The sequence below is a fragment of the Rhodococcus sp. BE178 genome, assembly GCF_050433545.1.
Taxonomy (GTDB): domain Bacteria; phylum Actinomycetota; class Actinomycetes; order Mycobacteriales; family Mycobacteriaceae; genus Prescottella.
The window spans coordinates 781,911-807,671 of sequence record NZ_JBNPXA010000001.1 but is presented as its reverse complement, the minus strand read 5'-3'; the positions used below and the strand labels follow the sequence as shown (position 1 = coordinate 807,671).

Annotated in this window: 27 protein-coding genes; 17 read left to right on the top strand and 10 right to left on the bottom strand. The window is 67.7% G+C overall.

Features of this window, described 5'->3' with window-relative positions:
* The first annotated feature begins 20 nt into the window (after positions 1-20).
* From J2X34_RS03740 to J2X34_RS03725, 4 genes are all read left to right on the top strand, one after another.
* A complete protein-coding gene (locus J2X34_RS03740) occupies positions 21-419 on the top strand; it encodes a carbonic anhydrase (RefSeq protein ID WP_114724323.1) in 399 nt (132 codons plus the stop codon).
* 78 nt (positions 420-497) lie between these two features.
* Entirely contained in the window at positions 498-1,097 is a 600-nt protein-coding gene (locus tag J2X34_RS03735; RefSeq protein WP_114723263.1) for a hypothetical protein, read from the top strand.
* 209 nt (positions 1,098-1,306) lie between these two features.
* On the top strand, positions 1,307-1,849 hold the full coding sequence (locus J2X34_RS03730) for a hypothetical protein (RefSeq protein ID WP_114723264.1): 543 nt from the start codon (positions 1,307-1,309) through the stop codon (positions 1,847-1,849).
* A 485-nt stretch (positions 1,850-2,334) separates the two neighbouring features.
* Positions 2,335-3,660, top strand: coding sequence for a YncE family protein (locus J2X34_RS03725; RefSeq protein ID WP_429516135.1), 1,326 nt, complete (start codon positions 2,335-2,337; stop codon positions 3,658-3,660).
* A gap of 187 nt (positions 3,661-3,847) precedes the next feature.
* Here the strand turns inward: J2X34_RS03725 and J2X34_RS03720 are convergent, their stop codons facing one another.
* From J2X34_RS03720 to J2X34_RS03710, 3 genes are read right to left on the bottom strand one after another with little or no spacing between them, the layout of a single operon-like run.
* On the bottom strand, positions 3,848-4,246 hold the full coding sequence (locus J2X34_RS03720) for a YbaB/EbfC family nucleoid-associated protein (RefSeq protein ID WP_114723266.1): 399 nt from the start codon (positions 4,244-4,246) through the stop codon (positions 3,848-3,850).
* A gap of 4 nt (positions 4,247-4,250) precedes the next feature.
* Complete coding sequence (locus tag J2X34_RS03715) at positions 4,251-4,841, bottom strand: hypothetical protein (RefSeq protein ID WP_429516134.1); 591 nt, start codon at positions 4,839-4,841, stop codon at positions 4,251-4,253.
* Positions 4,838-5,251: an alpha/beta hydrolase gene (locus J2X34_RS03710; RefSeq protein WP_174913339.1), complete on the bottom strand. Its 414-nt coding sequence runs from the start codon at positions 5,249-5,251 to the stop codon at positions 4,838-4,840. The genes J2X34_RS03715 and J2X34_RS03710 overlap by 4 nt, the downstream gene beginning before the upstream one ends.
* 7 nt (positions 5,252-5,258) lie before the next feature.
* Between J2X34_RS03710 and J2X34_RS03705 the strand changes: the two genes are divergently transcribed.
* The gene (locus J2X34_RS03705) at positions 5,259-5,495 is read left to right on the top strand and encodes a hypothetical protein (RefSeq protein ID WP_174913336.1); all 237 of its coding nucleotides are present in this window, start codon (positions 5,259-5,261) and stop codon (positions 5,493-5,495) included.
* 89 nt (positions 5,496-5,584) lie between these two features.
* Here J2X34_RS03705 and J2X34_RS03700 read toward each other — a convergent pair whose 3' ends face one another.
* Positions 5,585-6,172, bottom strand: a complete 588-nt coding sequence (locus J2X34_RS03700; RefSeq protein WP_114723268.1) for a hypothetical protein — start codon at positions 6,170-6,172, stop codon at positions 5,585-5,587.
* Between the two features lie 107 nt (positions 6,173-6,279).
* On the opposite strand from J2X34_RS03700, the gene J2X34_RS03695 reads away from it, so the two are divergent.
* The 3 genes from J2X34_RS03695 (at position 6,280) to J2X34_RS03685 (ending at position 10,390) form a co-directional block, all read left to right on the top strand.
* Positions 6,280-8,043: a penicillin-binding transpeptidase domain-containing protein gene (locus J2X34_RS03695; protein ID WP_174913333.1), complete on the top strand. Its 1,764-nt coding sequence runs from the start codon at positions 6,280-6,282 to the stop codon at positions 8,041-8,043.
* Positions 8,044-8,185: 142 nt separating this feature from the next.
* Positions 8,186-9,868: an NTF2-like N-terminal transpeptidase domain-containing protein gene (locus tag J2X34_RS03690; protein WP_429516133.1), complete on the top strand. Its 1,683-nt coding sequence runs from the start codon at positions 8,186-8,188 to the stop codon at positions 9,866-9,868.
* Positions 9,869-9,925: 57 nt separating this feature from the next.
* On the top strand, positions 9,926-10,390 hold the full coding sequence (locus J2X34_RS03685; RefSeq protein WP_114723271.1) for a MarR family winged helix-turn-helix transcriptional regulator: 465 nt from the start codon (positions 9,926-9,928) through the stop codon (positions 10,388-10,390).
* Between the two features lie 11 nt (positions 10,391-10,401).
* Here the strand turns inward: J2X34_RS03685 and J2X34_RS03680 are convergent, their stop codons facing one another.
* Positions 10,402-11,334, bottom strand: a complete 933-nt coding sequence (locus J2X34_RS03680) for a VOC family protein (RefSeq protein WP_174913327.1) — start codon at positions 11,332-11,334, stop codon at positions 10,402-10,404.
* A 146-nt stretch (positions 11,335-11,480) separates the two neighbouring features.
* Between J2X34_RS03680 and J2X34_RS03675 the strand changes: the two genes are divergently transcribed.
* Positions 11,481-12,116 carry a TetR/AcrR family transcriptional regulator gene (locus J2X34_RS03675; protein WP_174913325.1) on the top strand — a complete coding sequence of 212 codons (636 nt, stop codon included), beginning with the start codon at positions 11,481-11,483 and terminating at the stop codon, positions 12,114-12,116.
* A 15-nt stretch (positions 12,117-12,131) separates the two neighbouring features.
* Here the strand turns inward: J2X34_RS03675 and J2X34_RS03670 are convergent, their stop codons facing one another.
* The gene (locus J2X34_RS03670; RefSeq protein ID WP_429516132.1) at positions 12,132-13,190 is read right to left on the bottom strand and encodes a M48 family metallopeptidase; all 1,059 of its coding nucleotides are present in this window, start codon (positions 13,188-13,190) and stop codon (positions 12,132-12,134) included.
* 176 nt (positions 13,191-13,366) lie between these two features.
* Between J2X34_RS03670 and J2X34_RS03665 the strand changes: the two genes are divergently transcribed.
* From J2X34_RS03665 to J2X34_RS03650, 4 genes are all read left to right on the top strand, one after another.
* Complete coding sequence (locus J2X34_RS03665) at positions 13,367-14,581, top strand: acyl-CoA dehydrogenase family protein (protein WP_174913319.1); 1,215 nt, start codon at positions 13,367-13,369, stop codon at positions 14,579-14,581.
* Positions 14,578-15,609 (top strand): phosphotransferase family protein, encoded by a 1,032-nt coding sequence (locus J2X34_RS03660; RefSeq protein ID WP_114723276.1) that lies wholly within the window; start codon positions 14,578-14,580, stop codon positions 15,607-15,609. The genes J2X34_RS03665 and J2X34_RS03660 overlap by 4 nt, the downstream gene beginning before the upstream one ends.
* Positions 15,606-16,343, top strand: a complete 738-nt coding sequence (locus J2X34_RS03655) for an SDR family NAD(P)-dependent oxidoreductase (RefSeq protein WP_114723277.1) — start codon at positions 15,606-15,608, stop codon at positions 16,341-16,343. Before J2X34_RS03660 ends, J2X34_RS03655 begins: the two co-directional genes overlap by 4 nt.
* An 80-nt stretch (positions 16,344-16,423) precedes the next feature.
* Positions 16,424-16,972 (top strand): hypothetical protein, encoded by a 549-nt coding sequence (locus tag J2X34_RS03650; protein WP_114723278.1) that lies wholly within the window; start codon positions 16,424-16,426, stop codon positions 16,970-16,972.
* A 9-nt stretch (positions 16,973-16,981) separates the two neighbouring features.
* Here J2X34_RS03650 and J2X34_RS03645 read toward each other — a convergent pair whose 3' ends face one another.
* The 3 genes from J2X34_RS03645 to J2X34_RS03635 all read right to left on the bottom strand — a co-directional run bounded on the left by J2X34_RS03645 (position 16,982) and on the right by J2X34_RS03635 (position 19,434).
* Positions 16,982-18,454: a peptide MFS transporter gene (locus tag J2X34_RS03645; protein WP_114723279.1), complete on the bottom strand. Its 1,473-nt coding sequence runs from the start codon at positions 18,452-18,454 to the stop codon at positions 16,982-16,984.
* Positions 18,455-18,487: 33 nt separating this feature from the next.
* Positions 18,488-18,868 carry a DUF3054 domain-containing protein gene (locus J2X34_RS03640; protein WP_114723280.1) on the bottom strand — a complete coding sequence of 127 codons (381 nt, stop codon included), beginning with the start codon at positions 18,866-18,868 and terminating at the stop codon, positions 18,488-18,490.
* A 134-nt stretch (positions 18,869-19,002) separates the two neighbouring features.
* Entirely contained in the window at positions 19,003-19,434 is a 432-nt protein-coding gene (locus J2X34_RS03635; protein WP_429516131.1) for a DoxX family protein, read from the bottom strand.
* Positions 19,435-19,605: 171 nt separating this feature from the next.
* On the opposite strand from J2X34_RS03635, the gene J2X34_RS03630 reads away from it, so the two are divergent.
* The 4 genes from J2X34_RS03630 to J2X34_RS03615 all read left to right on the top strand — a co-directional run bounded on the left by J2X34_RS03630 (position 19,606) and on the right by J2X34_RS03615 (position 24,795).
* Positions 19,606-21,777: a phosphocholine-specific phospholipase C gene (locus J2X34_RS03630; RefSeq protein ID WP_429516130.1), complete on the top strand. Its 2,172-nt coding sequence runs from the start codon at positions 19,606-19,608 to the stop codon at positions 21,775-21,777.
* 353 nt (positions 21,778-22,130) lie between these two features.
* A complete protein-coding gene (locus tag J2X34_RS03625) occupies positions 22,131-23,252 on the top strand; it encodes a 2,3-butanediol dehydrogenase (RefSeq protein WP_181818874.1) in 1,122 nt (373 codons plus the stop codon).
* 78 nt (positions 23,253-23,330) lie between these two features.
* Complete coding sequence (locus J2X34_RS03620; protein ID WP_254622653.1) at positions 23,331-23,828, top strand: 2,4'-dihydroxyacetophenone dioxygenase family protein; 498 nt, start codon at positions 23,331-23,333, stop codon at positions 23,826-23,828.
* Positions 23,829-23,886: 58 nt separating this feature from the next.
* The gene (locus J2X34_RS03615) at positions 23,887-24,795 is read left to right on the top strand and encodes a LysR family transcriptional regulator (protein ID WP_114723284.1); all 909 of its coding nucleotides are present in this window, start codon (positions 23,887-23,889) and stop codon (positions 24,793-24,795) included.
* Between the two features lie 44 nt (positions 24,796-24,839).
* Here the strand turns inward: J2X34_RS03615 and J2X34_RS03610 are convergent, their stop codons facing one another.
* Entirely contained in the window at positions 24,840-25,742 is a 903-nt protein-coding gene (locus J2X34_RS03610) for a LysR family transcriptional regulator (protein WP_174913310.1), read from the bottom strand.
* Positions 25,743-25,761: the final 19 nt, after the last annotated feature.

The following is a 25,761-nucleotide window of genomic DNA, read 5'->3' as shown; positions in this document are numbered from 1 at the left end:
CAGGAACCCGGGAGACATCGATGACGGTCACCGACGAATACCTCGAGAACAACAAGCGCTACGCCGAGACCTTTTCCGGCCCGCTGCCGCTGCCGCCGAGCAGGCACGTCGCGGTGGTCGCCTGCATGGACGCGCGACTGGACGTATACCGGATCCTCGGGCTCGGTGACGGCGAGGCGCACGTGATCCGCAATGCGGGCGGCGTCGTCACCGACGACGCGTTCAAGCGCGCCATTCAGGACGAGACCGGCATCAAGCCGAACTGGTCCGCCGAGGCGTTCCCGGACGTGGAGGAAGACGTCCGGCAGTCGTTGCGCCGCGTCGCGAGCAGCCCGTTCGTCACGCTCACCGAGTCGTTGCGCGGCTTCGTGTTCGACGTCGCCACCGGGCGGCTCACCGAGGTCGGGGACTGGCGCTAGCGGGAGCCGACCCGGAACAAACCAGAGGTCCGCCCCGGCCAGGGAGATCGGGAGTTCGTATGCGTGCATACTCCTTCCATGACAGTCGATTTCGACCTTTCCTGGTCGCAGTTCCTCTGGATGGAATTCATCTTCGTGGGTGTGCCCACCATCTTCGGTGCGGGCATCATCCGGTCCGCTTGGCGGTCGGAGCGGGCCGGCCTGGCGTACTCCTCGGGCAGAGGGGATCTGGTCGGAATGCAGACCGGCGGTGGCAGGTTGGGGCTATGGGCGACCGGCCTGATGGCGTTTGTGCTGGGGTTCCTGTCGTGTGCGGGCTGGTTGACTTGGTCCGCCGACTACCGAGGAGAGTTCCGTGGCCCCGGACTGCCCGCACCGAACCAGTTCCCCACCTGGCAAGTGGTTGCCTGCGGAGTGACTGTGGTGCTGTTGTGTCTGGCCTCGGCTCAGCTCTCCCGCTGGGCGGTGGCCGGCGGGCTGGCCGCCGCGGCGGGCACGGCGGCCGGGTTCACGACCGCGTTCAGTGCGGTCGCCAGTACTGATGTCACCGGCCAGTCAGGAGTTGGCGTCGTGCTCTCGGAACTCGGATGGGGCATCGCTCTGGGCGTGCTGATGCTCGTCCGGGGAGCCTGGCTGACCGGCCGGCACAGCAGGCAGGCCGGTAGCCCCCAGCCCTAGCGGCTGCCCGGGCTCGACGAGACGTCACGAGCCCCACCCCGATCGCCTCGCCATACCCGTTCGATCCGGAGTCGATCCCGGCGACCGTGGTTCAACGATCGTCATACAGGGCACCATTCGGGCCTGCGATCGGTGGCGGTTGAAGCACATACGATCCACGGAATCCCGGTCTGAGCACACCGAAGGTAGGTGCGCGATACCCTGCGTGGGTGGCCGACAACGCTAGCCTTCGCATCATGCGCCTGCGAGCTCTGATCGAGCACCCACGCACTGGAGACAGTGAACGGGCAGCAGCAGAACGAATGCTCGAGCGAGTTCTGAACAAGTCACGCACCCAGTGCGGCTACGGTGACCGTACATACGGTGCGCGCCACGATCGGGTGGGTCGGCATGCCAGTCTGTCGCGAATCGCAGACATGATCCGCGAAGACATTGCGCTTGCGCGAGTGACGTTCCCGGCGGCGGCTGCACCAGAACAGGTCGCTGTCAATGATCCAATCGGCGATGCCCCTCGGGGGATCAGCTTCACTGTGGAGACGCCGCATGATGCCAATATCGACATCACGATTCGTGGCGTCCCCAGGGATTGGGGATGGGACGGCGAAGGTGGTGTCGAGACCGTCAGCGCTGCGCTACGAGCCCTCGCCGGCGAGCTTGCGGAAATCATGAACGGCTACAACCGCAACGGGTCAGACATAGAGAAGCGGTTCTTCGGCCGTGTTCGAGTGGACGGTCAGACGCTGGAGTGGTGACCACGTGTCTGATCGGTTGGCGCGCAACTGCGCCCGCGCGTTGCCGACCCGTCCGCGGTGATCACTTCCGCCGGCCGGCCAGGTGCGTTCGGGTCCTCGGGGAAGTCGGACGAGCAGGATTCCGGTGAGTCAGTCGATCGGCTGTCAGTTTCAGAAGTGGACTGCGCTGTCACCTGGCGTTTTACCGTCGTGTGCTGTCGGCTTCTGACATTTGCGTGCCGGAAGTGTCGTGCACTGTTCGGCGATGGTCCGGCATGTGGGTGTTGATGTAGCCGTAGAGGGTGGCGCGGCTGAAGCCGAGGGCTTTGGCGATGTGACCCGAGTCGAGCGGCTGACCTGTTGGGGTGTTGCCGATGCCGATGTGGGCCGGGCGCAGGCTTTTTCTGGACGGATGTCCGTTATGTTCTTTCCCAGGTGGCTGTCGGACGGTGGCTGCCGCGTGCCCGGCACGGGGTGCGGACCACTCTGGAAGGGAACATCCTCTTATGGCCATCGTTGATCGGCTACGCCCACGTGGGCGACTGTCTCGTAGCGCGGCGGCACTTGCCGTCGGCGGGTTCGCTGTTGCCGCCGTCCTGACCACCGCGGTTGCCGGCCCGGCCGGCGCGGACACCGTCACCGACTCCATCGAGGTCGGCGCGAATCCGGTCGGGGTGGCGATCAGCGGCACCCGCGCCTACGTCACCAACCAGAGCGACGGCACGGTGTCGGTGATCGACACCGCCGCGACCCCGCCCGCGGTCATCGACATCATCGAGGTCGGCGCGAATCCGGTCGGGGTGGCGATCAGCGGCACCCGCGCCTACATCACCAACCAGAGCGACGGCACGGTGTCGGTGATCGACACCGCCGCGACCCCGCCCGCGGTCATCGACATCATCGAGGTCGGCGCGTCGCCGTCCGGGGTCGCGATCAGCGGCACCCGCGCCTACGTCACCAACTGGGGTCCCGGCACGGTGTCGGTGATCGACACCGCCGCGACCCCGCCCGCGGTCGCCGACATCATCGAGGTCGGCGCGTCGCCGTCCGGGGTCGCGGTCAACGGCACCCGCGCCTACGTCACCAACTGGGGCGACGGCACCGTGTCGGTGATCGACACCGCCGCGATCCCGCCCGCCGTCATCGGCGCACCCATCAGGGTCGGCGCCAATCCGTACGGGGTGGCGGTCGGCGGCAACCGCGCCTACGTCGCCAACCAGGGCAGTGGGACGGTGTCGGTGATCGACACCGCGGCGAGCCGGCCCGCCGTCATCGGCGCACCCATCAGGGTCGGCGCCAATCCGTACGGGGTGGCGGTCAACGGCAACCGCGCCTACGTCACCGACCGCACCAGTGGGACGGTGTCGGTGATCGACACCGCCGCGACCCCGCCCGCGGTCATCGACACCATCGATGTCCGCACGAATCCGTCCGGGGTGGCGGTCGGCGGCAACCGCGTCTACGTCACCAACCAGGGCAGTGGCACGGTGTCCGTCATCGCGATCGACGAGTCCCCCACCCTCGCCGGAACCCCGGCCACGGGAATCATCGGCCAGCCCTACAGCCACACCTTCACCGTCACCGGGCAGCCCGCCCCCACCGTGAGCGTCCTCGCCGGCACTCTGCCCGACGGACTGACACTGTCACAGGACGGGGTGCTCTCCGGAACCCCCACCACCAGTGGACGATTCGAATTGACTCTCACCGCCACCAACGGCATCGGCGATGCTGCCGTGTTGCCGATCGTTCTCGACATCACCGACACCACCCCGCCCGCGGCCGGTTCGTTCGGTTCGTTCGGCAGTGTCGGTTCCTCGAGCTGGACATTCTGATCCGCCAGCACCATCACCGCTCACGTCCTGTGGCCGCCCACCCGACCGGGGTAGGCGGCCACAGGCCTTCACGCCGACAGCACAGTGGGACGGCCCCCTGTCGTTGGCACTGCACGGGACGGTATTCGACCGGCGTCGCGCGACCGACATCAGCGCTAGTGGGAGAACCGCTCGTAGCTTCCGTGCATCAGCGTTCGAAGATGCTGCCGCCCCGCTGATCCAGGTAGCTGGGCTCGTCGGTGTCGTCGCGGCACGACGACGGCCGTGGGGCGGCTTCGGGTCCCTGCGACCTGATCCATCTGTTCAAGCCGGCCACCTGTGGATCATCGGTGACCTCGGCGAGCGCCTGTCGCATCCGTGGTTGCAGGTCGGCGACCGCGCCCGCGAAGGTGCTGCGGATCAGCTCGGCGAGGCGATCGGCGCCGAGGTGCATCGTCTCGGGGGCGAGTTCGATTGCGGTGAGACGATTTCCGGCATCGACCTCGATGGTCACCCCGTCCCGGCCGGCCCGGCCGCGGAGCCGCTCCACCACGTCCTGTGCGCGGCGCACCTTCGCGCCGAACTCCTCGAATCCACTGTCGATCATCGCGTCACGGATTGGTGATGTCGGCGGGCATCGATCCCCCGTCGCGGGTCCCGCCGGGAAAACACGGCGACGAGGCGGCGATCGTCAGAATGCCCTGACCGTTGTCGGTGACCGTGAACCCGTAACCGTCCGGGGTCCGGGCCCGGACACGCCGTTCGGGTCCGTCGCCGGCGTTCGCGAGGGGATTCCACCCCTGCTGCTGCCACGCCGCACGGAAGACGTCCAGATAGCGTCCGGTCTCGGACTCCGGAACCCCGATCACCCAGTAGGTGACGCTGAACGTCAGATCGGCATCGGGCCCGGACGCTGCCTCGTCACACGGAACGCTGCCGCCGCCGGTGAACTTCGCGTGCGCGGCGAAGGGGTTCTGCAGCGAGAACGAGATCTGTCGGGGCAGGGCCGCGAGGGTCCCGGAAAGATGGTCCTCGATCGCAGCTCGGGCCTCGCGCTCGGTCAGTGGTGGACTCATGGTGACCCTCTCCTGGGTGGTTGGCTGCGCGACAACGGCATCCCCGGGGTCGCTGGAGCAGGCCGCGAGGGTCGTCACGACAGCTGCCGCCACGACGGCAGCGCCGATCCTGGTCCGCAGTGTCACGCGACCTCGTCTCCCTTCCCGGCGACGATCTGCCCCATCTTGCTCAACGCGGGGTTGTCGCGGTCCCCGTAGGTGCTGTGCAGGTCCAGATCGATCCCGAGCGCCCACCACGGGCCCTTCGAATCCTCGTCGGCGGTGAAGACACGAGCACCGAAATCGTTGTCGATCGGTTGCGTGAAATGCACCTGGTCGGGCGTGAACCGGATGTGATCGTGGGCATTGGTCGTCGCGAAGACGTGGTCACCGGTCGGGCTCGGATCGACGCCGGTGAGCGACAGCTCGGTCGCCTCGAAGACCCCGATCCCCGGGCTCGCGACGAGCAGGAGCTGATCGGCGTCCAGGGTGTGACCGTCGCTGGCGGCGTGCCCGATCACCGTCGTGCCGTAGCTGTGAGCGGGTGAGCTGCTCACGGAAGGCGTGCTCGGCGGCTTCGTAACCGGTCGCGTCGACGTCGGCGGCTTCGGCCATGGAGTGGATGCTCTCGCCGAGACCGTGGTAGGCATCGAGAACTGCGGCCTGGGCGTCGCGTGCGACGGCCTCGATCCGGAAGCCCGGCATCTCGGTAGTTGCGGGCACACTGATGGCGCCGATGTCGGCGGAGATGTCGCGCAGGGACTTCGCCAGTCCCCGCAGCGCATCGACGTCGACCTGTAAAGGCACGCTCATAATCCCCCCGGTTACGAATCAAGCGACACACTAACATTGACGAATCCGGCTCCGAGGGCCGCGAGAGCGCGCCTCGACTAGATCTTCGGCCCCTCCGATCTGAGGTCGTCGACCTTGCGCATCGCCTCGCGCAGCTCGGCGAGCCACTCCTCGCTGTGCTGGCCCGCGAGTTTCACGGTCCAGGCGAGCGCGTCGGAGCGGGAGCGCGCGACCCCCGCGTCGACGAGAGTGTCGAGGACCCTGCGTTCAGGCTGTCGCAGTCGTGTCATCACCGGAACGGCCAGGTGCGTGAACAGGATTCGTTGATCACCGATCGTGACACCCCACGCAACCTTTCGTCCGTAGCGGGCCTCCGCCTCGTCGGCGATCTGCATGCGTTCGGGTCGGGTGGATTCGCGGAACCGGGCGACCCGGCCCTCCGCCGTGGCCGCCGGATTCTCCGCACCCTCGGTTTCCTCGGGTGGTGGCAGTTCGCCGGTCACGACGATCTCCTCCCGGTCCACCTCGACGGTGGCGGGTCCGACGAACCAGTCGTCCGGGAGCCGTCCGGCAAACCAGTCGACGGCGTCCGAGGCGTCCGGGGCGTCGGCCTGCTGCCAGCCGCCGGGCCTTCCGAATCTGCGGCCACCGGGTCCGTATCCGCCGTGGCCGTGTGCTCTTCTCATGATCGTCCTCCTCGGGTCGATCCACTTGCTGCACTGATTACATGATTACTCCGTTCACGGCCGTGCGCCACCGTCCACGAGGTCGGTTTCTGGGGCATCATCAGGGCATGTCCGTATTGCCCTTGCGATTGCCGTTGCGCCCCCGAACGTCACTGACCGCGCTGGCGGCGGTGTCCGCCCTCGTGCTGGCGGGATGCGGTGGCGGCGATGCGCCGTCGCCGGAGCAGCAGTTCGCCGACGCGCTCGCGGGCGGCAACGTCCAGGCGGCCGCGGACCTCACGAGCGATCCCGCCGCCGCGTCCGCCGCGATCACCGCGATGTTCGACGGACTGGGCGCACAGGTGCACTCCTTCACCGTCTCGACGGGCGGGGACGCGTTCACGCTCGAGGCCGACTGGGATTTCGGTGACGGACGGGACTGGACCTACTCCACCAACGGAACGCTCGTGAATCTGGATGGGCAACAGAAACTCTCGTGGACTCCTGAGCTGCTCGTCCCGGAGTTGGGTGCCGATTCGACCGTCCGCTTCACCCCGACCACGGGCAGGCCACCGGAGGTGCGCGCCGCCGACGGCCGGCCGATCATGGCCGAGCAGATGGTCACCCTGGTGAATCTACAGCCGTCGGCGGACCCGGCAGCGGTGGCGCCGTTGCTCACCCCGATCGTGCCGACGATCACCGCGGAGTCGCTGCGCGGCGAGCTCGCGAAGGCCGACGGCAAGCCGACCACCGCGATCACGTTGCGGGAATCCGACATTGCACCCATCCGAGACCGGCTGTCCGCGATCCCGGGCGTGGACCTGGCGCAGCAGACGCGTCTGCTCACCGTCGACCGGGCGCTGGCGTCGCCGGTGTTCGGTGACCTCGCGAACGTGTGGCAGGCGGGCCAGGACGCCTCCGCCGGGTGGGCGGTCCAGATGGTCGGCCCGGACGGGACGGCGCGTCGGCTCGCGGGCCGGGACGCGGCACCGGCACCGATGATCGACACGACGCTGGACCTGCGGCTGCAGACCGCGGCCGAGGACGCGCTCGCGGGCGTGGCGCAACCGGCCGCGATCGTGGCGCTGCAGCCGTCCACCGGGGCGGTGCTCGCGGTCGCGCAGAACGCCGCGGCCGACGCGCAGGGGGCGATCGCGCTGACCGGGCTGTACCCGCCCGGGTCGACGTTCAAGACCGTGACGACGTCGGCCGCGGTGCAGGCCGGGAAGGTCACGCCCGATACCGTGCTGCCCTGTCCGGGCACCGAGAACGTCGAGGGCCGCCAGATCCCCAACGACGACAACTTCGACCTGGGGTCGGTGCCGCTGCATTCGGCGTTCGCACACTCGTGCAACACGACGATGGCGCGGTTGGCCGTCTCGCTGCCACCGGATGCGCTGCAGCAGGCCGCGCTTCAGTTCGGTCTGGGCGTGGACTACACGACACCCGGGCTCACCACCGTCACCGGAACCGTGCCGTCCGCCGACACCCCGGCCGAGCGTGTCGAGTCGGCGATCGGCCAGGGCGAGGTGACGGCGTCACCGTTCGGGATGGCGCTGGTCGCCGCGTCCATCGCCCACGGTTCCACGCCGGCGCCGATGATCATTGCCGGGCAGCCCGGCGCCGCCGACCGTACCGTGGCGCCGGTGCCGGCCACCGTCGGCGAGGACCTCCGGGCGATGATGCGCGAGACGGTCACGGACGGGACCGCGAAGGTTCTGGCCGATCTTCCGAACCTCGAGGGCAAGACGGGCACGGCAGAGTACGGTGTTGGCACAGGCTCACACGGATGGTTCGTGGGCATCGACAACGACCTGGCTTTCGCGGTTTTCGTTGCGGGAGCGGATAGTTCGGGCCCCGCGCTGGACGCTGCCGGACGTTTCCTGCGGTAGCTCCACCGGGGTCGGGTAGGTCTCGAGTCGGGCTCGCATGGTCACGGGGAGATATAGGCACTGGGCGACAGTGGCGCAATCGTGACTTCTTCGTAGGCGATCCGTGCTTGTTACGCATGTGACAAACGGGAGGATTGTGGCCATGGGTTTCCGAGCCTCGCCCCGCCTACGGCGTAGCTGTGCGATCGCCCTGCCGCTCGGCCTCGTGGCCGTCCTGGCCGTCGCGCTCGTGTCCTGTGTGGGACAGAAGTCCGACGCGAGCGCGCAGTCGGTGGTGAACGGTTTCGTACAGGCCTTGAACGATCGGGACGCCTCGGCCGCAGCGTCGTTGACGTCCTACCCGAACGCGGCCGAGGAATCCATCCAGCAGATGTTCGACGGACTCGACGCGAAGGAATCCACGTGGACCCTCGCGCAGTTCATGGAACTCAACGGCGATTCCGGATTCTTCACCGTCGACACCGCGTGGAACTTCGGCGAGGGCAAGGACTGGAGCTATTACGTCGACGGCGGCGTCCGGAAGCTCTCGGTCGGCTGGCGGGTCTCGTGGGATCCGACCCTGCTCGCGCCGGCGCTCGGACACGGGCGCACGGTCCGGTACGACCGTACCGATGCCGCGCCACCCCGCGTGCTCGACGGCGCGGGTAACCCCTTGATGGCGGAGCAGACGATCAACGCGATCACGCTCGATCCGTCCTCGATGCCAGACCCGGTCGCGACGACCGATCGGTTGGCGAAGGCGCTGGAGCCGGTCGCCCCGCTCGTGACCGCGGACCTGATGCGCAAGGATCTTGCGGAGAAGCCGGGGGAGAAGGTGGTCGCGGTGTTGTTGCGCGACCAGGACTTCCAATACCTCGAACGCGATCTCCAGGGCATCTCCGGCGTCGTCGTCGACAAGCAGCCCAAGCTCATCACCACCGACCGCCGGATCGTGACACCGCTGCTCGACCCGCTGCGGACGGTGTGGCAGGCGAACCGCGACGCCACCGCCGGTTGGGCGGTCAACGTCGTCGAGCCGGACGGGGCGATGCAGCAGCAGGTGGGCTACCAGGGCCCTCCCGGGCCGGACATCAAGGCCACCATCGACTCGCAGCTGCAGTTGGCGGCGGAGAATGCCGTCGTCAGCGTCGGGACCCCCTCCGCGATCGTCGCGATCCGGCCGTCGACCGGTGCGGTCGTCGTTGCCGCGCAGAACAATCAGGCGATCGAGCAGGGACCCATCGCGTTCTCGAGCCTCTACCCGGCGGGCAACTCGGTGGATCTGGTCCGCAAGGCCGCGGCGCTGCAGGCGGGTGTCGACCCGAAGGACGTGAGTGAGGACGACCTCGAGCGCGCCGGACGGCAGCTCGGCATCGGCCTGAACTACGAGATGCCCGGTCTCGACCCGGAGACGGCGGTGCTCACCGCGTCACAGTCGGGCGTCGACCAGGTGATGAAGTCGAAGAACGGTTCGGAGCCACAGGTGAGCCCCTTCGGTCTCGCGATGGTGGCGGCGTCCGTTGCCCGCGGCAGTGCCCCGATGCCGATGATCGTCGAGGGCCAGCAGGCCACCGCGAAGAACGTCGAGGACGCGCTTCCCGCGAACGTCAACGACCAGTTGCGGAACGCGATGCGCGACAACGTCCAGACCGGGCCGGCGTCCTTCCTCAAGCAGTACCCCGATCTGATCGGGATCGCGTCCGGCAACGACAGCGACCGGTGGTTCTTCGGTTCGCGCGGCGACCTCGCCTTCGCGGTGTTCGTCGCCGACGCCGACGGCGGCGATCGGGCACTGAAGATGACGGACCTGCTCATGAAGGAAATCGCCAAGCCCATCCAGAAGTGAGTGAAGTGAGTGAAGTGAGCCGATAGGGATGGCTGCTCTGCTCTCTATACTCGCCCCATGCCATCCACACGCCGTTCCGAGACGCCGCCGCTCGCGGACAGACTCGGATACGGGTTCGTGAAGTCGGCACTGAAGGTGCGGCAGGTCTACGGCGCGAAGCTGTCCGAGGTGGGTCTGCTTCCCAACCAGCACGCGATTCTCAGCATCCTGAACGAACTGGGCCCGTGCCACCAGAAGGAACTTGCTTCACGGGTGGTGCTCGACCCGGGAGACATCGTCGCTTACCTGGACGGGCTGCAGAAGTCACAGGACATTGTCCGGGAGCGCGATCCTGAGGATCGTCGCCGCCAGATCGTCTCCATCACCGACCAGGGGCGTGCGACATTGGTCGACGCAGACCGGGCCCTGGACGAGGTCGAGGAGGCGGTGTTCGGCGGACTGTCCCCGAGCCACCGCGCTGTTCTCGGCGAGGCCGTCGACTGGATCTCGAACCTGGAGGAGCCTTCCGGCTGCCGCGACTGAGCCGTCCCGGCTCACGGAATCGCGGCGTTCGCGTCGGCTGGCTCCGGGGCCGGCCGGACGATTCCTGGGACGCGGGAACGGCTCGACGCGGGCCGCCGGTGTCCCCAGTAACTCGGTTGGTCGTACGTGCGGGCAATCCAACTCAGGTCGTCGACGACCAGGCCCCCGTGGCCGTATTCGATCTGCAGGCCCGACGGTGAACTGATGTAGATCGACGTCATGAGGTCGTTCGTGTGCCGGCCGAGTGTCTGCATCACCTCCGTTCCCGTCTCGTCGAGCAGGTCGATCGCGGTGCCGAGATCGTCGATGTTCTCGACCTCGAGCATGAGGTGGTTGAACCCGACATACCCCGGTAGCTCCGCGAGCGCGAGCGAATGATGGCGGCCGTTGACGTGGTAGAAGCGCACCGTGTACCGATCGGTGGCGATGCGGTCCGACAGGCGGAAGCCGAGGACATCGACGTAGAACCGGTTGGCCTCGTCGAGATCCGGTACCTGGAACACGACGTGTCCGAGGCCCTGATCGCCAGTGACGAAGCCGCCGCGCATGGGGCGTCCCGGAGTGAACGACAGGGGGGTCGCGAGCTTGCCCCAGGACAGTTCGTGCCGGATCCCCCACGGATCCTCGAACCACGACAGCTCGGCGACTTGTCGCTCGGCGAGCAATGTGGCGTCACCGGTGTGCACGACGACGCCGTGTGTCTCGAGCTTCTCGACGAAGCTTTGCAGATCGGTTTCGTTCGCCATTCCCCAACCGGCGTAGAGGAATTCGTCCTGCTCTCCGGGATGGACCGCGATCCGGTAGCTGACGTCGTCCACCGCGAGCCGGACCGCGCCGTCGGGTCCGTCGTCGGTCAGCATCGCGCCGAGTTGTCGTGTGCCGTAGGCGCGCCAGTCCTCCGATCGCGGTGACGCGATTCCGATGTACGACAGTTCCTGGATCATCGGCCGATCTCCTTCAGGGACGGTGGAAGTGGATTGGTCGCCGAAGTTACACGGGTAATCCAATCATTGGCAAGCCCAATTAATATTTGGGATGTCGGCGCCGGGCGGAGTCGCACACGGCAGGGCGTCGTGAATACGGTGGGGGCATGACATCGGACGTGGCACCGGGATCGTGGCGGCTCTACGGGGACGCGGCGCTGCCCGGCCCGCTCGCAGCGGCGCTGGAACTGTTCGCCGAGCGCGGCTACGAGGGTTCGTCGATTCGGGAGATTGCCGCGCGGGCCGGGCTGTCGGTGCCGGGGCTGTACCACCACTACCCGTCGAAGCAGTCGATGCTGGTGGCGCTGACTCAGGTGATCATGACGGACCTGCTCGACCGCAGCCGGCGGGCGCTCGCCGAGGCGGGGCCGTTGCCGCGCGAGCAGTTCGACGCCGTCGTCGAATCGCTGTTGCGCTTCCACATGTTCCGGCGCGAGCAGGCGTTCGTCGCCTCCACCGAGATGCGCAGCATGGAGCCGGAAGGTCGCGCCGAGTACGTCGCGATGCGTGACGAACAGCAGCGGATGCTCGACGCCGTCATCCTGGCCGGGGTGCAGGCCGGTGACTTCGACACCCCCTACCCGGGCGACGCGAGCCGCGCCGTCGCCACGCTCTGTGTCGCGGTCGCCAGCTGGTACCGGCCCGACGGACCGCTCAGCCCCGACGAGGTGGTCGAGCGCTACAGCGCGATCGCCCGGGGCGCGGTCGGCGCCGATTGCTCGTCGGCGCCGGTCGCCGAGTAGGAGATGGTGTACGGGTCAGTCGCCGGAGCCTCTGCGCCAGTGTGAGAATCGTTCCTTGATGTCGGCCGCGACCTCGCCGACGCCGTGCCCGACGGCACCGACGGCGTCGCCGAGCCCGCTGCCGACGTCACGCAGGACGCGGATCAGCGGGTCGTCGGACTGATCGAAGTTCTGCTTGTAGGTCTTGGCGGCATTGCGGAACTCGTCGCCGATCCGGGCATCGTCGTCCGTCGATCGGTGCGGGTACTCGCCGCGCAGAACCTGCGCGTACTCGCCGTCGTCCACCCACCGCTTCAGCTCGGCCGCCCGGAGCACCGAGAACGGGTGGGACAGCAGTTCGATGTTCAGCAGCTTGAGCACCCCGTCGCGCAGGTCGCCGCTCGCGTCGTACTCGGCGGCCTGCGCGAGGAACGCGTCGGGGTCGATCTCGCTGACCCGCGAACCGCCGGCCAGCTTCATCTGGACCCGCAACGCGGTGTGCACGTCCTGACTGCACAGCAGGCCCGCCCGATCGCCCGACAGTTCCGACTTGCGCTGCCACTCCATCAGCCCCGCGATGATCGCTCGCAGGGCCCAACCGCCGACCGGGACCCAGCCGATCGTGCCGGCCAGCCGCATCAGGTGCAGCAGGATGGTGCGGTACACCGCGTGCCCGGACAGCGCGTGACCCAGCTCGTGGCCGATGACGAAGCGCTGTTCCTCGTAGTTCATGACATCGAGCAGCCCGGTGGTCACCACGATGAACGGCTTGTCCATGCCGATCGTGAACGAATTGACCGCCGGGGACTGCAGGACGAACAGCTCGGGCGTCTCCTCGGCCCCCAGTATCTCGACGCAGTCACGTAGTAGGTCGTGAAGATCCGGGAACTGCCGTTCGTCGACGCGGATCGAGGTGGCGAGGTACATCAGGCGGTGCTGCCGTTCCTGCAGCAACCCCGACAACGTGCGCACGATGGTGTCGAAACCCTTCAGGGTGCGCAGTGTGACAAGAGCTGCACGGTCCGCGGGGTGCTCCCACGCGCGCGAGCTGATGCCGGGGAACTCGATTCGCGTGCGATCCGGGCTGGTGGTCACATCGTCCTCCTCGTCGATGGTCGTCCACCACAGTAGCTACTGGTCGGTTTGTCGGGTTCGATTCGGTACGACGGTGGGTCGGGGCTTGACGGGGAGTTGTCGCTGTGCGACCGTAATCCAGACCGACCGAGCGATCGCTCGGTCGTAAGGTAGTAGCCGGTAGTCGGAGGTGTGGCGTGGCTGTTGATCTGTCGTACTCGCCCGAGGTGGATGCGCTCATCGAGCGCACCAGCGAGTTCGTGCGGGACGTGGTCCTGCCGATCGAGGATGCCCATAGTGGCGATATCACCGCGGCCGGAGGCGACGCGTTGCGCGTCGAACTCCAGGCCGAGGCGAAGGGGCGAGGGCTGCTGGCCCCGCACGCGCCCGTCGAATACGGCGGTCTCGGTCTCGACATGAGCGATCGCGCGCCGGTGTTCGAGGCCGCCGGGTACTCGCTGTTCGGGCCGACGGCCCTGAACATCGGGGCGCCCGACGAGGGCAACGTGCACCTGCTCGCACACGTCGCGGACGCGGCGCAGAAGGAGCAGTTCCTGGGGCCGCTCGCTCGCGGCGAGGTGCGCTCGGCATTCGCGATGACCGAACCCGCGCCGGGCGCGGGCTCCGACCCCGCGGCGCTGACGACGCGCGCCGAGAAGGCGCCGGGCGGATGGAAGATCAACGGCCACAAGTGGTTCATCACCGGTGCGGACGGTGCCGGCTTCTTCATCATCATGGCCCGCACGTCCGGAGCGCCCGGTGACCGCGGCGGTGCGACGATGTTCCTCGCGCCCGCGTCCGCGCCGGGAATCCGGGTGGGTCGGCACATCGACACGCTCGACCGCGCGATGATCGGCGGCCACTGCGAGGTGTTCTTCGAGGATCTGTTCGTGCCGGACGAGGCCGTCTTGGGGGCCGTCGACGAGGGCTTCGCCTACGCGCAGGTCCGGCTCGGCCCCGCCCGCATGACGCACGTGATGCGGTGGCTCGGCGCGGCGCGCCGCGGGCACGACGTCGCGGTCGCGTACGTCGCGAAGCGTGAGGGCTTCGGGTCCCGGCTCGGCGATCTCGGCATGATCCAGAAGATGGTCGCCGACAACGAGATCGACATCGCCGCCACGCGCGCCCTGCTGGTCAGCGCATGCTGGGAACTCGACCGCGGGGAGACCGCGTCGGACTCGACCTCGATCGCGAAGGCCTTCGGATCCGAGGCGATCTTCCGTATCGTCGACCGCTCGATCCAGATGTGCGGCGGCATGGGCGTGTCCGGCGATCTGCCGCTGGCCCGTCTGTCCCGCGAGGTGCGTCCGTTCCGTGTCTACGACGGTCCGTCCGAGGTGCACCGCTGGGCACTGGCCAAGCGCGCCGTGGGCAAGGCGAAGCGTGCCGCCCGCGAGGAAGGCCGGTCGTGACCGCGGCGCGGCTGGATGGGCTGGACCTGGTTGCACTGCAACGGTTCTTCGCCGAGTCCGAGGTGTCCACCACCGGTGATCTTCGTGCCGAACTGATCTCCGGGGGCAAGTCGAACCTCACCTACCGGGTGTTCGACGACGCGTCGCAGTGGGTGCTGCGGCGGCCCCCGACCGCGGGCCTGACGCCGTCGGCGCACGACGTCGCGCGGGAGTACCGTGTGTGCGCCGCACTGCAGGACTCGCCGGTGCCGGTGGCGCCCACCGTGGTGCTGTGCGAGGACGAGTCGGTGATGGGCGCCCCGTTCGCGGTCACCGGATTCGTCGACAGCCGGGTGATCCGGACCGTCGACGATCTCGCGACCCTGAGCGACGTCGAGATCGCCTCGTGCACCGACGAACTGGTGCGAGTGCTCGCGGCGCTGCACGATGTGGACTACCGGGCGGTGGGTCTCGAGAAGTTCGGTCGGCCCGACGGGTATCTGACCCGGCAGGTCGCGCTGTGGGCGCGGCAGTGGGAGCGGGTCAAGACCCGCGAACTGCCGGACCTGGAACGGCTGCACGGACTGCTCGCGGACGCCATCCCGGCCACGTCGCAGTCCGCGATCGTGCACGGCGACTACCGGATCGACAACACCCTCGTCGCCACCGACGATCCCGGACGAGTTGTGGCGGTGGTGGACTGGGAGATGTCGACACTCGGCGACCCGCTCTCCGATCTGGCCCAGATGTGCGTCTACCGGCATCCCGCGCTCGACGTCATCCTCGGCGAACCCGCCGCGTGGACGAGCACCAGGCTGCCGTCCACCGACGACCTCGCGCAGAAGTACGCCACCACCACCGGCAGGGCCATCGACCACTGGTCGTTCTACCTGGGGCTCGCGAACTTCAAACTGGCGGTGATCGCCGAGGGCATCACGCATCGCCACCGTGAGGGCGCCACCACGGGAGAGGGATTCGCGCAGGCGCACGAGGCCGTACCGCCGCTGGTCGCGGCCGGTCTCGCTGCCCTGGGAGAGGGAACACGATGACCAACAGTGCACTGATCACCGGAGCGTCCCGCGGCATCGGGTTGGGCATCGCGCAGCGTCTCGCGGGCCAGGGCTACGCCCTCACCGTCACCGCCCGGGACCAGTCGCGCCTCGACGCGGTCGCCGCGGACCTGCGGGCGGCGGGGGCACCCGACGTCGTGGCCGTCGCCGCGGACATGGCCGATCCCGAGGCGGCCGCGTCGATCGCGGGGGCACACGAGGACCGGTTCGGGTCGATGCGCGCGCTCGTCCTCAACGCCGGCGTGGGCACCGCTGGGGCCGTCGCGGAGTTTCCGATGCGGCGGTTCGACAAGACCGTCGCCGTGAACTTCGCGGCTCCCTTCGCGTTGCTGCAACGGTCGGTGCCGCTGCTGCGCAAGGGCGCTGCCGACAATCCCGGCCGAGGCGCGAAAGTGGTTGCCATCTCGTCCATCACGGGCGTGTACGCGGAAGCGAACCTCGCGGTGTACGGGGCGACCAAGGCCGCGCTGATCTCGCTCGTCGAGACCCTCAACCTGGAGGAGTCCGGCAACGGGATCGCCGGGACCGCGATCGCCCCGGCCTACGTCGACACCGACATGTCGGAGTGGACCAAGGACCGCATCCCGGCCGAGACGATGCTGACGGTGAACGACGTCGTCGAACTGGCCGACGTCGTGCTGCGCCTGTCGGACCGGGCGGTGCTGTCGAAGCTGGTGCTGAGCCGGGCGGGCACATCGGGGTACGAGGCCTGACGGGAGTGGGTATCGTCGCCGGTAGGTGACCCCGCGCCCGATGGCGTCGACCATCGGATCTTCCGAGTGCGCGGGGAGCGATGATGACAACCGACGCGCGTCGGACCCTGTGGATGCTCGTCGACCTCGAACCCGGCTACGACGCACTGCGTGTCGGCGACGTGATCGAGGGCTCGGCCGTCTGGTTCGACGCCGGCACCGAGATCCAGGACAGCCCCCTTCCCGGCGAAATTCTCTCCACCGATGTCGCAGGCGTCGTCGGAGACGACGACGGTCCGCATTGCGTCCTCGACCTGGGGGCACTGGGATCGGTGTTGGCGAAGGCCCGGGACGGGGCGGGGTCCGCGGTCCTGCTGTCCGGGACCCCGATGTTCGACCGTTACGCCTGGGCGACGTCCCGGCTCCGATCGAAGGTTCGCGGCCGGATCGTCCGCACCGGTGTTCTGGTCCGGCCCTACCGGACCCCCAGCCGACCCGGATGGTACGACGGCGCCAGTCTGCGATCCGGGTCGCTGCGGTTCCGGTCCGTGCCGCCGTGGGACCGGGTCCAGACCTTCGACGCCGGGCGGGGTGAGAGCGTCGACTGGTATTGCGTGGAGATCGAACCCGTCGACGGCACCGTGTTGTGACGACGGCGGTCAGTGCACGCCGCGCATCAGCTTCCGGATCCACGGCGACAGGATCGCCAGCAGGACACCGATGCCGATGGACGCCAGTCCGACCGTGGCGAAGTACGGCACCTCGTTGCTCTCGTCGTAGTAGCCCGAGAGGGTGCCGGCGAGGCTCGAGCCCAGGGCCACCGACAGGAAGAACAGCGCCACCATCTGCGTGTGGAACACCGCGGGGGCCAGCTTGGTGGACAGCGACAGTCCGACGGGGGACAGCAGCAGTTCGGCGAAGGTGAACAGCAGCAGGATGCCGGCGAGGCCCAACAGCGGTGCGCTGTTGGCGCCTCCGCCGGACATCGGGATGAAGCACAGGAACGCGACGCCCATGATGCCGGTGCCGAGCGCGAACTTGATCGGCGACGACGGCTGGCGGGAACCGAGTTTGGTCCACGCCGCCGCGAACACCCCGGCGAAGATGATGATGAACACGGGGTTGATCGACTGCACCCAGGTGGGCGGGAACTCCCAACCGAACAGGTTGCGGTCCAGTCTCTTGTCGGCGTAGATCGCCACGGTCGTGAACTGCTGCTGGAACAGCGACCAGAACGCGGCGCTCGCAATGAACATCGGGATGAATGCGAACACCCGGCTGCGCTCGGTCCCGGTGATCCGACTGCTCGTGAGGATCACCGCGAAGTACGCGACGGCCGCGACGATGGTCAGCGCGACGACGATCTCCGAGAGGTTGCCGGTCGTGATCACGCCCGTCAGGGACAGGGCCGCGACGACGACTAGAACCACGATGGTGAGCACCATCACCCGGGGGCGGTCGGCTACGGGCAGGGGATTGGGCGCGCTGTCGCCGATCCCGCGTAGACGCTTGCGCCCCAACGTGTACTGGATCAGGCCGAGCGCCATACCCACCGCGGCGAGGGCGAAGCCGACGTGGAATCCCCAGTTCGTCTGCGCCCACCCGGTCAGCAGCGGACCGATCAGGCCACCCAGGTTGATGCCCATGTAGAAGATCGAGAAGCCCGCATCCCTACGCTCGTCGTCCGGGGCGTACAGATCGCCGACGAGGGAGGTCGCGTTCGCCTTGAGGCCGCCGCTGCCGAACGCGATCAACACGAGTCCGACGCCGACCCCGGCGAGCCCGGGAAGTACGGCCAGGCTGATGTGGCCCAACATGATCAGACACGCGCTGTAGAAGAGCGTCCGCTCGGATCCCAGTATTCGGTCCGCGATCCACGCCCCGACGATCGTGGACAGGTAGACCGTGCCGCCGTAGGCGCCGACGATGCTCGTGGCGGCGGCCTTGTCGAGGCCCAGGCCGCCCTGGTCCGCCTCGTAGTACAGGTAGTACAGCAGGATGCCCTGCATGCCGTAGAAGGAGAAGCGTTCCCACATCTCCACGCCGAACAGGTTGGCCAACGCGAACGGCTGTCCGAAGAACCCCCGATCGGAATCGGTTCTTCCGGAATGCGGTTCGACCTTCGAAGTCATCGGAGCCCCCGATTCATCCTGCGTCACGCGGCCTCAGAGTCCGCTGAGGGTGCGCCGCCGCCTGACTGTTTGGTAGATCGCCCGCCAGCCGATGAGGAACAGGCCAAGGAACGACGCGGCGACGAGGATGAACGAGAAGGCGGTGCCCTGATCGCTGACCACTCGCAACAGCATGCCGAGCACCAGCGTCGAGACCCACACGATGACGCCGGTCGGGAAAGCCAGCACGGCGTCGAACTTGTCGCGGTAGAGCAGGAACGTGATCAGCCATCCGACAGCCAGGCCGACCAGGAACGGCCACGCCGTGGTGAGCAACCCACTGAGAACGGCCTCCTCGTGACTGCTGCGGCCCGCCGCGGCGAACGCGAGGACCAGCACAATGTCGACTACGGCGGCGGGGACGTACTTCTTCACGACGACCAGCCTATGCCGACGCCGGATCCGTCACGACGGACCCGGCGGAAAGCGCGCCCCGGTTGCCCTCGCCGAGCAGGGCAACCGGGGCGGATCAGGCGTCGTGACCGCGGACGGCGCGGCCACGGTCGGCGTCAGTCGCGGACGAGCGGCATGATCGCGCGGACCCGCGCGTCACGCAGGTACAGCCCGCCCCACACGAAGATTCCGACGTACACCGGGGACAGGATCGTCGAGAGCAGCGGCTGTTCGGTGAGGATGTTGCACGCGACCGCCCCGCCGAGATAACCGGTGAGCAGCACGGCGCCGAGAATCGACGTGACCGGCACCAGGTACAGCGCCAGGCACACGAGCATCACCACACCCATGATGTAGGGCGCGTAGTCGGGGAAGCCGTACTCCGCCATCGAGTCGCGGACCGGTTGGATGTTCGCCAGATGGATGCCGGCGTCGAACAGCAGGAACGCCACGACCAGGCCGGTGACGACGAGTCCGATGAGGCGGGCCCGCGACGACACGGCGGCGGTGCTGGGGACGGTGCGGGTGTGGGGGACTGCAGCGGTCATGGCGAGCTCCGTTCCTCGGGCCGCCCCGCGCCCGATGCGCGGAGCCTTTTGCCGTACAGACCGGGCGCCCGCTCGAAACTCATCGCGGATGCGGTGAATTCGGCTCCGGGCCGCTCACCGCTTCGATAACCTCCCCGCAACTGCGTCCGATTCGCCTGTTCAGGAGGTTCAGTGACGTTCGAGATGTCTCGCCGCCGGTTCATGAGAGTGGGTGCGGGTGCCGTCGGCGCCGCCGCGGCGGGATCGCTCCTGCCGCCGTCGTTGCAGGCGGCCCTCGCCTCGCCGGTCCCGCCGGGCGGCCTGGAGTCGATCGAACACGTCGTACTCTTGATGCAGGAGAATCGCGCCTTCGACCACTACTTCGGCACCCTCCGGGGTGTGCGCGGCTTCGGTGATCCCAACGCGCTGACGCTGCGCACCGGGCGGACCGTGTACGAGCAGCCCGACCGGGACTCCGTGGTGGTGCCGTACCGGATCCGGGACGCGGCGGGCGCGCAGCGAATGGACACCCAGAACGTGGACGCGCTCGACCACGAGTGGGCAGGCGGGCAGGCGGCCGTCGAGGTCGGCTGGCACGACGGCTGGATCCCCGCCAAGACCGCCGCCACGATGGCGCACTACGACCGGCTCGACATCCCGTTCCAGTTCGAACTCGCCGAGTCCTTCACGGTGTGCGACGCCTACCACTGCTCGGTACCCACCTCGACCGCACCCAACCGCAACTACTGGATCAGCGGCTACACCGGATTCGAGGCCGACGGTTCCCGCGCGGTCACCAACGACTCGTACATGCCGTGGCACGGCGGCTACACGTGGACGACGGTGCCCGAACGGCTCGAGACGGCCGGCGTGAGCTGGCGGACCTACCAGGAGTGGGACAACTTCACCGACAACAACCTCGAGTACTTCGTTCGGTTCGAACAGATCGTGCACGCGCTGCTCGGGCATCCCGTCCTGGTGCCCTACCAGTTCCCGACGCTCGCGGCGCTCTACGTCGCGCTGCCACTGCTGCCGGTGGACGTGCAGAACCAGTTGCTCCGGTGCCTCGACGAGGGCGTGGCACGACTCGACGGACCGGACCGTCGCCTGTACGACCGCGCACTGCGCCGCGAGCGGCCCGGCACGCTCGCGGACGTGTTCCGCGCCGACGTCGAGGCCGCCGCGCTGCCGCAGGTGTCGTACCTGGTGCCGTCGGCGGTGGACTGCGAGCACCCGATGGTGTCGTCCCCGGCGTCCAGCGCGAGCCTGGTCTACAAGGTGCTCGACGCGATCGCCTCCGACCCCGACACCTGGTCGAAGACGGCGGTCCTGCTCAACTTCGACGAGAACGACGGCTACTACGACCACGTGCCGCCGCCGTTGCCGCCGCGGGACGTCACCGACGAGTACGTGGGCGACAAGCCACTGGGCCTCGGGCCGCGCGTGCCGATGACGGTGATCTCGCCGTGGACCGTCGGCGGCTACGTGTGCTCGCAGGTATTCGACCACACATCGGTCACCCAGTTCCTGGAGCGGCGGTTCGGGTTCACGCAGCCGGAGATCAGTGGGTGGCGGCGCACCGTCGCCGGCGACCTGACGTCGGCGTTCGACTTCGACAACCCGCGTGCCCGGCCGTCGCTCACGCCACCGCCGCCCGCTCCGCCGCTCACCCCGCGGTGGAAGCCCGCCCCGCCCGAGCAGCAGCGGATGCCGGTGCAGGAGAGCGGGACCCGGCCCGCTCGCGCATTGCCGTATCAGCCGGACGCCGACGTCGCTCTCGATCCGGAGGTGCGGTCGCTGACCGTCCGGATGCGCAACACCGGAGCCGAGAGCGTCCACCTCGCGCTGTACCCGTACGCGGGTGAGTTCGAGCTGCCCCGGCACTTCGACGTGCTCGGCGACCACAGCGACACCGTCACGGTCAGCGGCGAGCGCTACGACCTGACGATGATCGGCCCCAACGGTTTCCGTCGCGAGTTCGGCGGATCGGTCGACGGGCCCGCAGCGCGGTTGGACATGCGGACCACCGTCGACGCCGGCACCCGAACGCTGACGGTGACCGCGGTGAACCACGGCGACACGGACCTCACGGTGCGGCTCCCCGCGGGCGCCGACCGACTGGCGCCGGGGGAGCCGGGGTCGTGGAGCGTGCCGTCACGGCACGGCTGGTACGACGCGTCTTTCACCGTCGACGAGGATCCGTCGTTCCGGCGCCGCTGGATGGGACACCTCGAGAACGGTGCCGACAGTGTCAGTCAGGACCCCGTCGAGGTAGCCGCGACCGGCGACCTCACGCTGCTGCCGCAGCCGCCGGCACCCGTGACCGGGTCGAGCACGTTGCCGATCCCGTTCCCGGGGTCCTGAGGCAGGAGCGCACCCGCCACGGCAGCTTGGTCACGCCGTGTAATGCCCTACATTCCTTCGGCTTTCATCGGCTTTCATCGGCTTTCGGGCGGTGTAGCGCGCCAGGGCGCCGAGTTCCCGATGTCGGCGGCGTAGGTGTGGCGGCCGCGTAGGGGGCGTCCTCGCCGCTGGCGGCGGTCTGGCCTGCCTGGTGGGTACGCGGTGGGATCGTGCATGTGGGACATCCTCGCCTCGTAAGCGGCGTGCATCAAACGTGATCCGGCCGCCTGCAGACTGAAGAAGAACTCCTCCCGATCGATAAGCGCGGCTTATCGATACACGAAAGAAAGTACCTGGACTTCTCCGCACGCCCAGTGCGACTGTTGTCTACATCACGTCAGAACCTATATGAGTCTCGAAACACGGGAGTTTCAAGAATGAAGGCAGCCCGCTACCACGGAGTTGGCGATATCCGTTTCGAAGATATCCCTGAGCCTATTGCAGGCCCTGGTCAGGTGAAAGTTCGGGTGCATTTCAATGGCCTGTGCGGCAGTGATCTGCACGAGTATTATCACGCGCCGATGATGGCGCCGATAACGCCGCATCCTCTCACTGGAGTGAGCGTCCCGGTGGTTCTCGGTCACGAGTTCTCCGGAGAGATCGTGGAGGTAGGGGCAGACGTCGACGAGCTGTCGGTCGGCGACGCCGTGGCGGTAGAACCCACCGTCAACTGTCGACGATGCGCGGCCTGTCTGGCCGGCTCGTACAACCTCTGCAGCAATATCGCCGCAGTCGGCTACAGCTGGGCCGGCGGGGGTGGACTCGGACAGTATGCAGTCGTCGACGCCGACCACGTCTATCGGCTTCCTGACGGGATGAGCACCCGCGAGGGAGCGTTGATCGAACCCCTCGCCGTGGCCCTGCACGCCGTGCGTCGTGGCGATGTCGCTCCGGGCAGCAGCGTCGCGGTCCATGGGGCCGGTCCCATCGGAATCGGAGTATTCCTGGCGCTGAGGGCCACAGGTATCGAGGACATCACCGTGATCGAGCCGTCGGCGGCGCGGCGCGCGGCGATCGAAGCTGTCGGAGCGACGAGGGTCATCGACCCAAGTGAAACGGATGTCGTCGCGGAACTGCGTGCGAACACCGATGGAGCCGGCGTCGCGCGATCGTTCGAGACGGCCGGCGTACCGGCCACTTTCCTGAATGCGGTCCGCTCGACAGCTGCGCACGGCCGAGTTGTGGTCGTCGCGGTGCACCAGCGGCCGGTCGAGTTCAACCCCACCGAGATCCTGTTCAACGAGTGCGAGATCGTCGGCTCCATCGCATACTGCCGCGACTATCCGGAGGCCATCGAGTTCATGGCTCGTGGGGCGTATCCGCTGGACAGTTGGGTGCAGACGATCGCATTCGAGGACCTCATCACCGATGGGTTCGGCCCACTCCGGGACCAAACAGCCATCAAGGTCCTGGTCGACATGGCCGCAGTCGGCTGACGGACCCGAAGCCTCCACGCACGTAATAGAAAAGGGAAACCCATGACCACTGGCTCGAACCTCGGACCGACATTCTGGATGACCAACCCCGGCGTCACGCCGAAGGGCGCAAGAAAGGAATTCGTCGACCCCGACGACATTCCGTGGACCGACTGGCTGATGCCCGGAACGCGATTCAAGCTTCTGTACTGCAATCTCGTGACCGGCGCGTTCACCCTCATCCTGAAAGTGGATCCCGGCACCGTTGCCACTCCGCATTGGCATATGGGAAATGTGCAGGCATATCTACTGGAAGGCGGATTCTATTACGAGGAGGACGATCCCGGCATGGCCGGCATGTACACCTGCGAGGTTGCCGGCGCCGTGCACACGCCGATCGCCCCGGACGGCTGTGTCATGCTCGCCATGGTCGAGGGCCCGATCGCCGGTTACCTGCCTGATGGCGGACTCGCGGTCGTCGCGGACGCCCGATTGCACTACTACATGGCGCGTGACAACGGCGCCGTCGAGAAGCTCCAGCTGGTCGACTACGCCACTGATCCGTCCCAGGAGATGCACGCGAAGGCGATCGGGTAGCCGCCGAATCGGCTAGCCTGACACCTGATTCTCCAACCGATGTCGTGCGAGGTGAAGCATGTATGTCTCGCCGCAGGCGCTTCGGTGTTTCCTAGCCGTGGCGGACGAGCTGCACTTCGGACGTGCCGCCACACTGCTACACATGACGGGACCGGCGCTCAGTCAGCAGGTGTCCCGGTTGGAGAAGGACCTGCGTTTCCTGCTCTTCGAACGCAACTCTCGACACGTCGAGCTGACCGAAGCCGGACGCGCGCTGATCCCGCAGGCACGCGCAGTCGTGGCCGCCAACGAGACCCTTCTGCGGTGGCGTGAATCGGTCCGTCTGGGCCGTCGCAGCATCGATATCGGGTTCATGGCAACCGGTGCCGGTCTGCTCACGACTGCCGTGCTGGATCGGCTCCGCTCCGCTGATCCGGATCTGCACGTGAAGTTGCACCACCTCGAGTGGAGCGAACAACTGGCTCCACTGCTGGCCGGCGACATCGATGCAGTGTTTGTCCGGGAACCGTTTCCTGCTGAGGGAGTCCGGCGCCGGCGAATTCTGTCCGAGCGACGGGTGGCCGTGCTTGCCCACGACCACCCGTTGGCCGCCCGGGAATCGATCCGGTTCGCCGAGATTGCCACAGAGCCGTTCATCAGCAGCAGCGGCGGGCCGCCGGAATGGACCGACTTCTGGATGGTGAACCCGCGGCCGGACGGCACCCGAGCCGAACCGAGTCTTGCAGTATCGACAGTAGAAGAACTACTCGAAGCGGTCGCCGCCGGCGCGGGTGTCACCACCACGCCTGAGTCGCTGCCTACGTACTACCGTCATCCGCTGGTCAGCTTCGTGCCCATCGACGACATCAGCCCGAGCGTGGTTACCCTGTGCACTTTGGAAGGCAACCGAAGGCCGGAGCTGACAACGCTCCAGGATGCGATCGGCCAGGCCTGTCACCAAGCAGCCGTGAAGCCGCCAATGAAGTGAAGCTTGGGCTCCAGCAAAGTCGTGACGGGGCGCTGCCCTCTGGATCAGCGGGTGCCGAGGACTGCGCTCAGCCCGAGCGCAACCGCAACGAAACGTTCGACGGCGCGGGGTGTATCCGAGGCGAGGAAAACGAGTTCGACGGTCGACAGTTCGGCGTCCACGATGGGTCGCGAGGTGGTGTCCGCTCGCCGGAACAGACTGGCCACGCCTGCACCTGTGATCGCAACCGCATCGGTGGTCGCGACGACCTGGACCATCTCCTCGATGCTGCTCACCATCGGGCCGTAGGTGGGACGCGTGCCGTCCGGCCGTGGATCGATCGACCACCAGTTGCGCCAGTCTCGGGTCCCTTCTCGGGTGTCCACCTGAACGACGTCGGCGAGGTCGACGATTCGTAGCTTCCGTCGGCGGGCCAGCGGGTGGTCGTGTGCCATCAGCAGGACACGAGGCTCCTCGAACAGAACGACCCGGCGTAGCCGAGGGTGCGACTCGAGAGGCGGGCGGGCGACGACCATATCGACCCGACCGGAGGTCAATGCCGAGAGTTCGTCTCCCCACACCAGTTGCGTCAGTTCCAGTTCCACTTGGGGTTCTCGTCGATGGAACTCGTCGATGATCGGACGGGTCAGCTCCCCGGCGCCACCGGCAAGGAACCCGAGGCGCACCCTCCCCGATGAGCTGCGCTTGTGGCGACGGGCCGCGCCCACCGCAGATTCGGCGGCGGCCAGCAGCATTCGGCTCTCGTCGAGGAAGTCGAGTCCGGCTTCGGTGAGGCGAGCCCCGCGGTGATCTCGCTCGAGCAGCGAGACGCCCAACGCCTCTTCGAGCTTACGCACCTGTTGGCTCAGCGACGGTGTCGCAATATGCAGTTGCTCAGCTGCTTTCGTGAAAGTCCCGGCATCGGCGACTGCCACGAAGTAACGCACGAGCCGTAGATTCAGATCCATCGTGCACGACCTTAGGTAT

Coding starts and splice junctions, on each gene's coding strand:
- J2X34_RS03740 (WP_114724323.1), top strand. CDS start 21: ATGACGGTCACCGACGAATACCTCGAGAACAACAAGCGCTACGCCGAG.
- J2X34_RS03735 (WP_114723263.1), top strand. CDS start 498: ATGACAGTCGATTTCGACCTTTCCTGGTCGCAGTTCCTCTGGATGGAA.
- J2X34_RS03725 (WP_429516135.1), top strand. CDS start 2,335: ATGGCCATCGTTGATCGGCTACGCCCACGTGGGCGACTGTCTCGTAGC.
- J2X34_RS03720 (WP_114723266.1), bottom strand. CDS start 4,246: ATGATCGACAGTGGATTCGAGGAGTTCGGCGCGAAGGTGCGCCGCGCA.
- J2X34_RS03700 (WP_114723268.1), bottom strand. CDS start 6,172: ATGAGAAGAGCACACGGCCACGGCGGATACGGACCCGGTGGCCGCAGA.
- J2X34_RS03695 (WP_174913333.1), top strand. CDS start 6,280: ATGTCCGTATTGCCCTTGCGATTGCCGTTGCGCCCCCGAACGTCACTG.
- J2X34_RS03690 (WP_429516133.1), top strand. CDS start 8,186: ATGGGTTTCCGAGCCTCGCCCCGCCTACGGCGTAGCTGTGCGATCGCC.
- J2X34_RS03685 (WP_114723271.1), top strand. CDS start 9,926: ATGCCATCCACACGCCGTTCCGAGACGCCGCCGCTCGCGGACAGACTC.
- J2X34_RS03680 (WP_174913327.1), bottom strand. CDS start 11,334: ATGATCCAGGAACTGTCGTACATCGGAATCGCGTCACCGCGATCGGAG.
- J2X34_RS03675 (WP_174913325.1), top strand. CDS start 11,481: ATGACATCGGACGTGGCACCGGGATCGTGGCGGCTCTACGGGGACGCG.
- J2X34_RS03655 (WP_114723277.1), top strand. CDS start 15,606: ATGACCAACAGTGCACTGATCACCGGAGCGTCCCGCGGCATCGGGTTG.
- J2X34_RS03650 (WP_114723278.1), top strand. CDS start 16,424: ATGATGACAACCGACGCGCGTCGGACCCTGTGGATGCTCGTCGACCTC.
- J2X34_RS03645 (WP_114723279.1), bottom strand. CDS start 18,454: ATGACTTCGAAGGTCGAACCGCATTCCGGAAGAACCGATTCCGATCGG.
- J2X34_RS03635 (WP_429516131.1), bottom strand. CDS start 19,434: ATGACCGCTGCAGTCCCCCACACCCGCACCGTCCCCAGCACCGCCGCC.
- J2X34_RS03620 (WP_254622653.1), top strand. CDS start 23,331: ATGACCAACCCCGGCGTCACGCCGAAGGGCGCAAGAAAGGAATTCGTC.
- J2X34_RS03615 (WP_114723284.1), top strand. CDS start 23,887: ATGTATGTCTCGCCGCAGGCGCTTCGGTGTTTCCTAGCCGTGGCGGAC.
- J2X34_RS03610 (WP_174913310.1), bottom strand. CDS start 25,742: ATGGATCTGAATCTACGGCTCGTGCGTTACTTCGTGGCAGTCGCCGAT.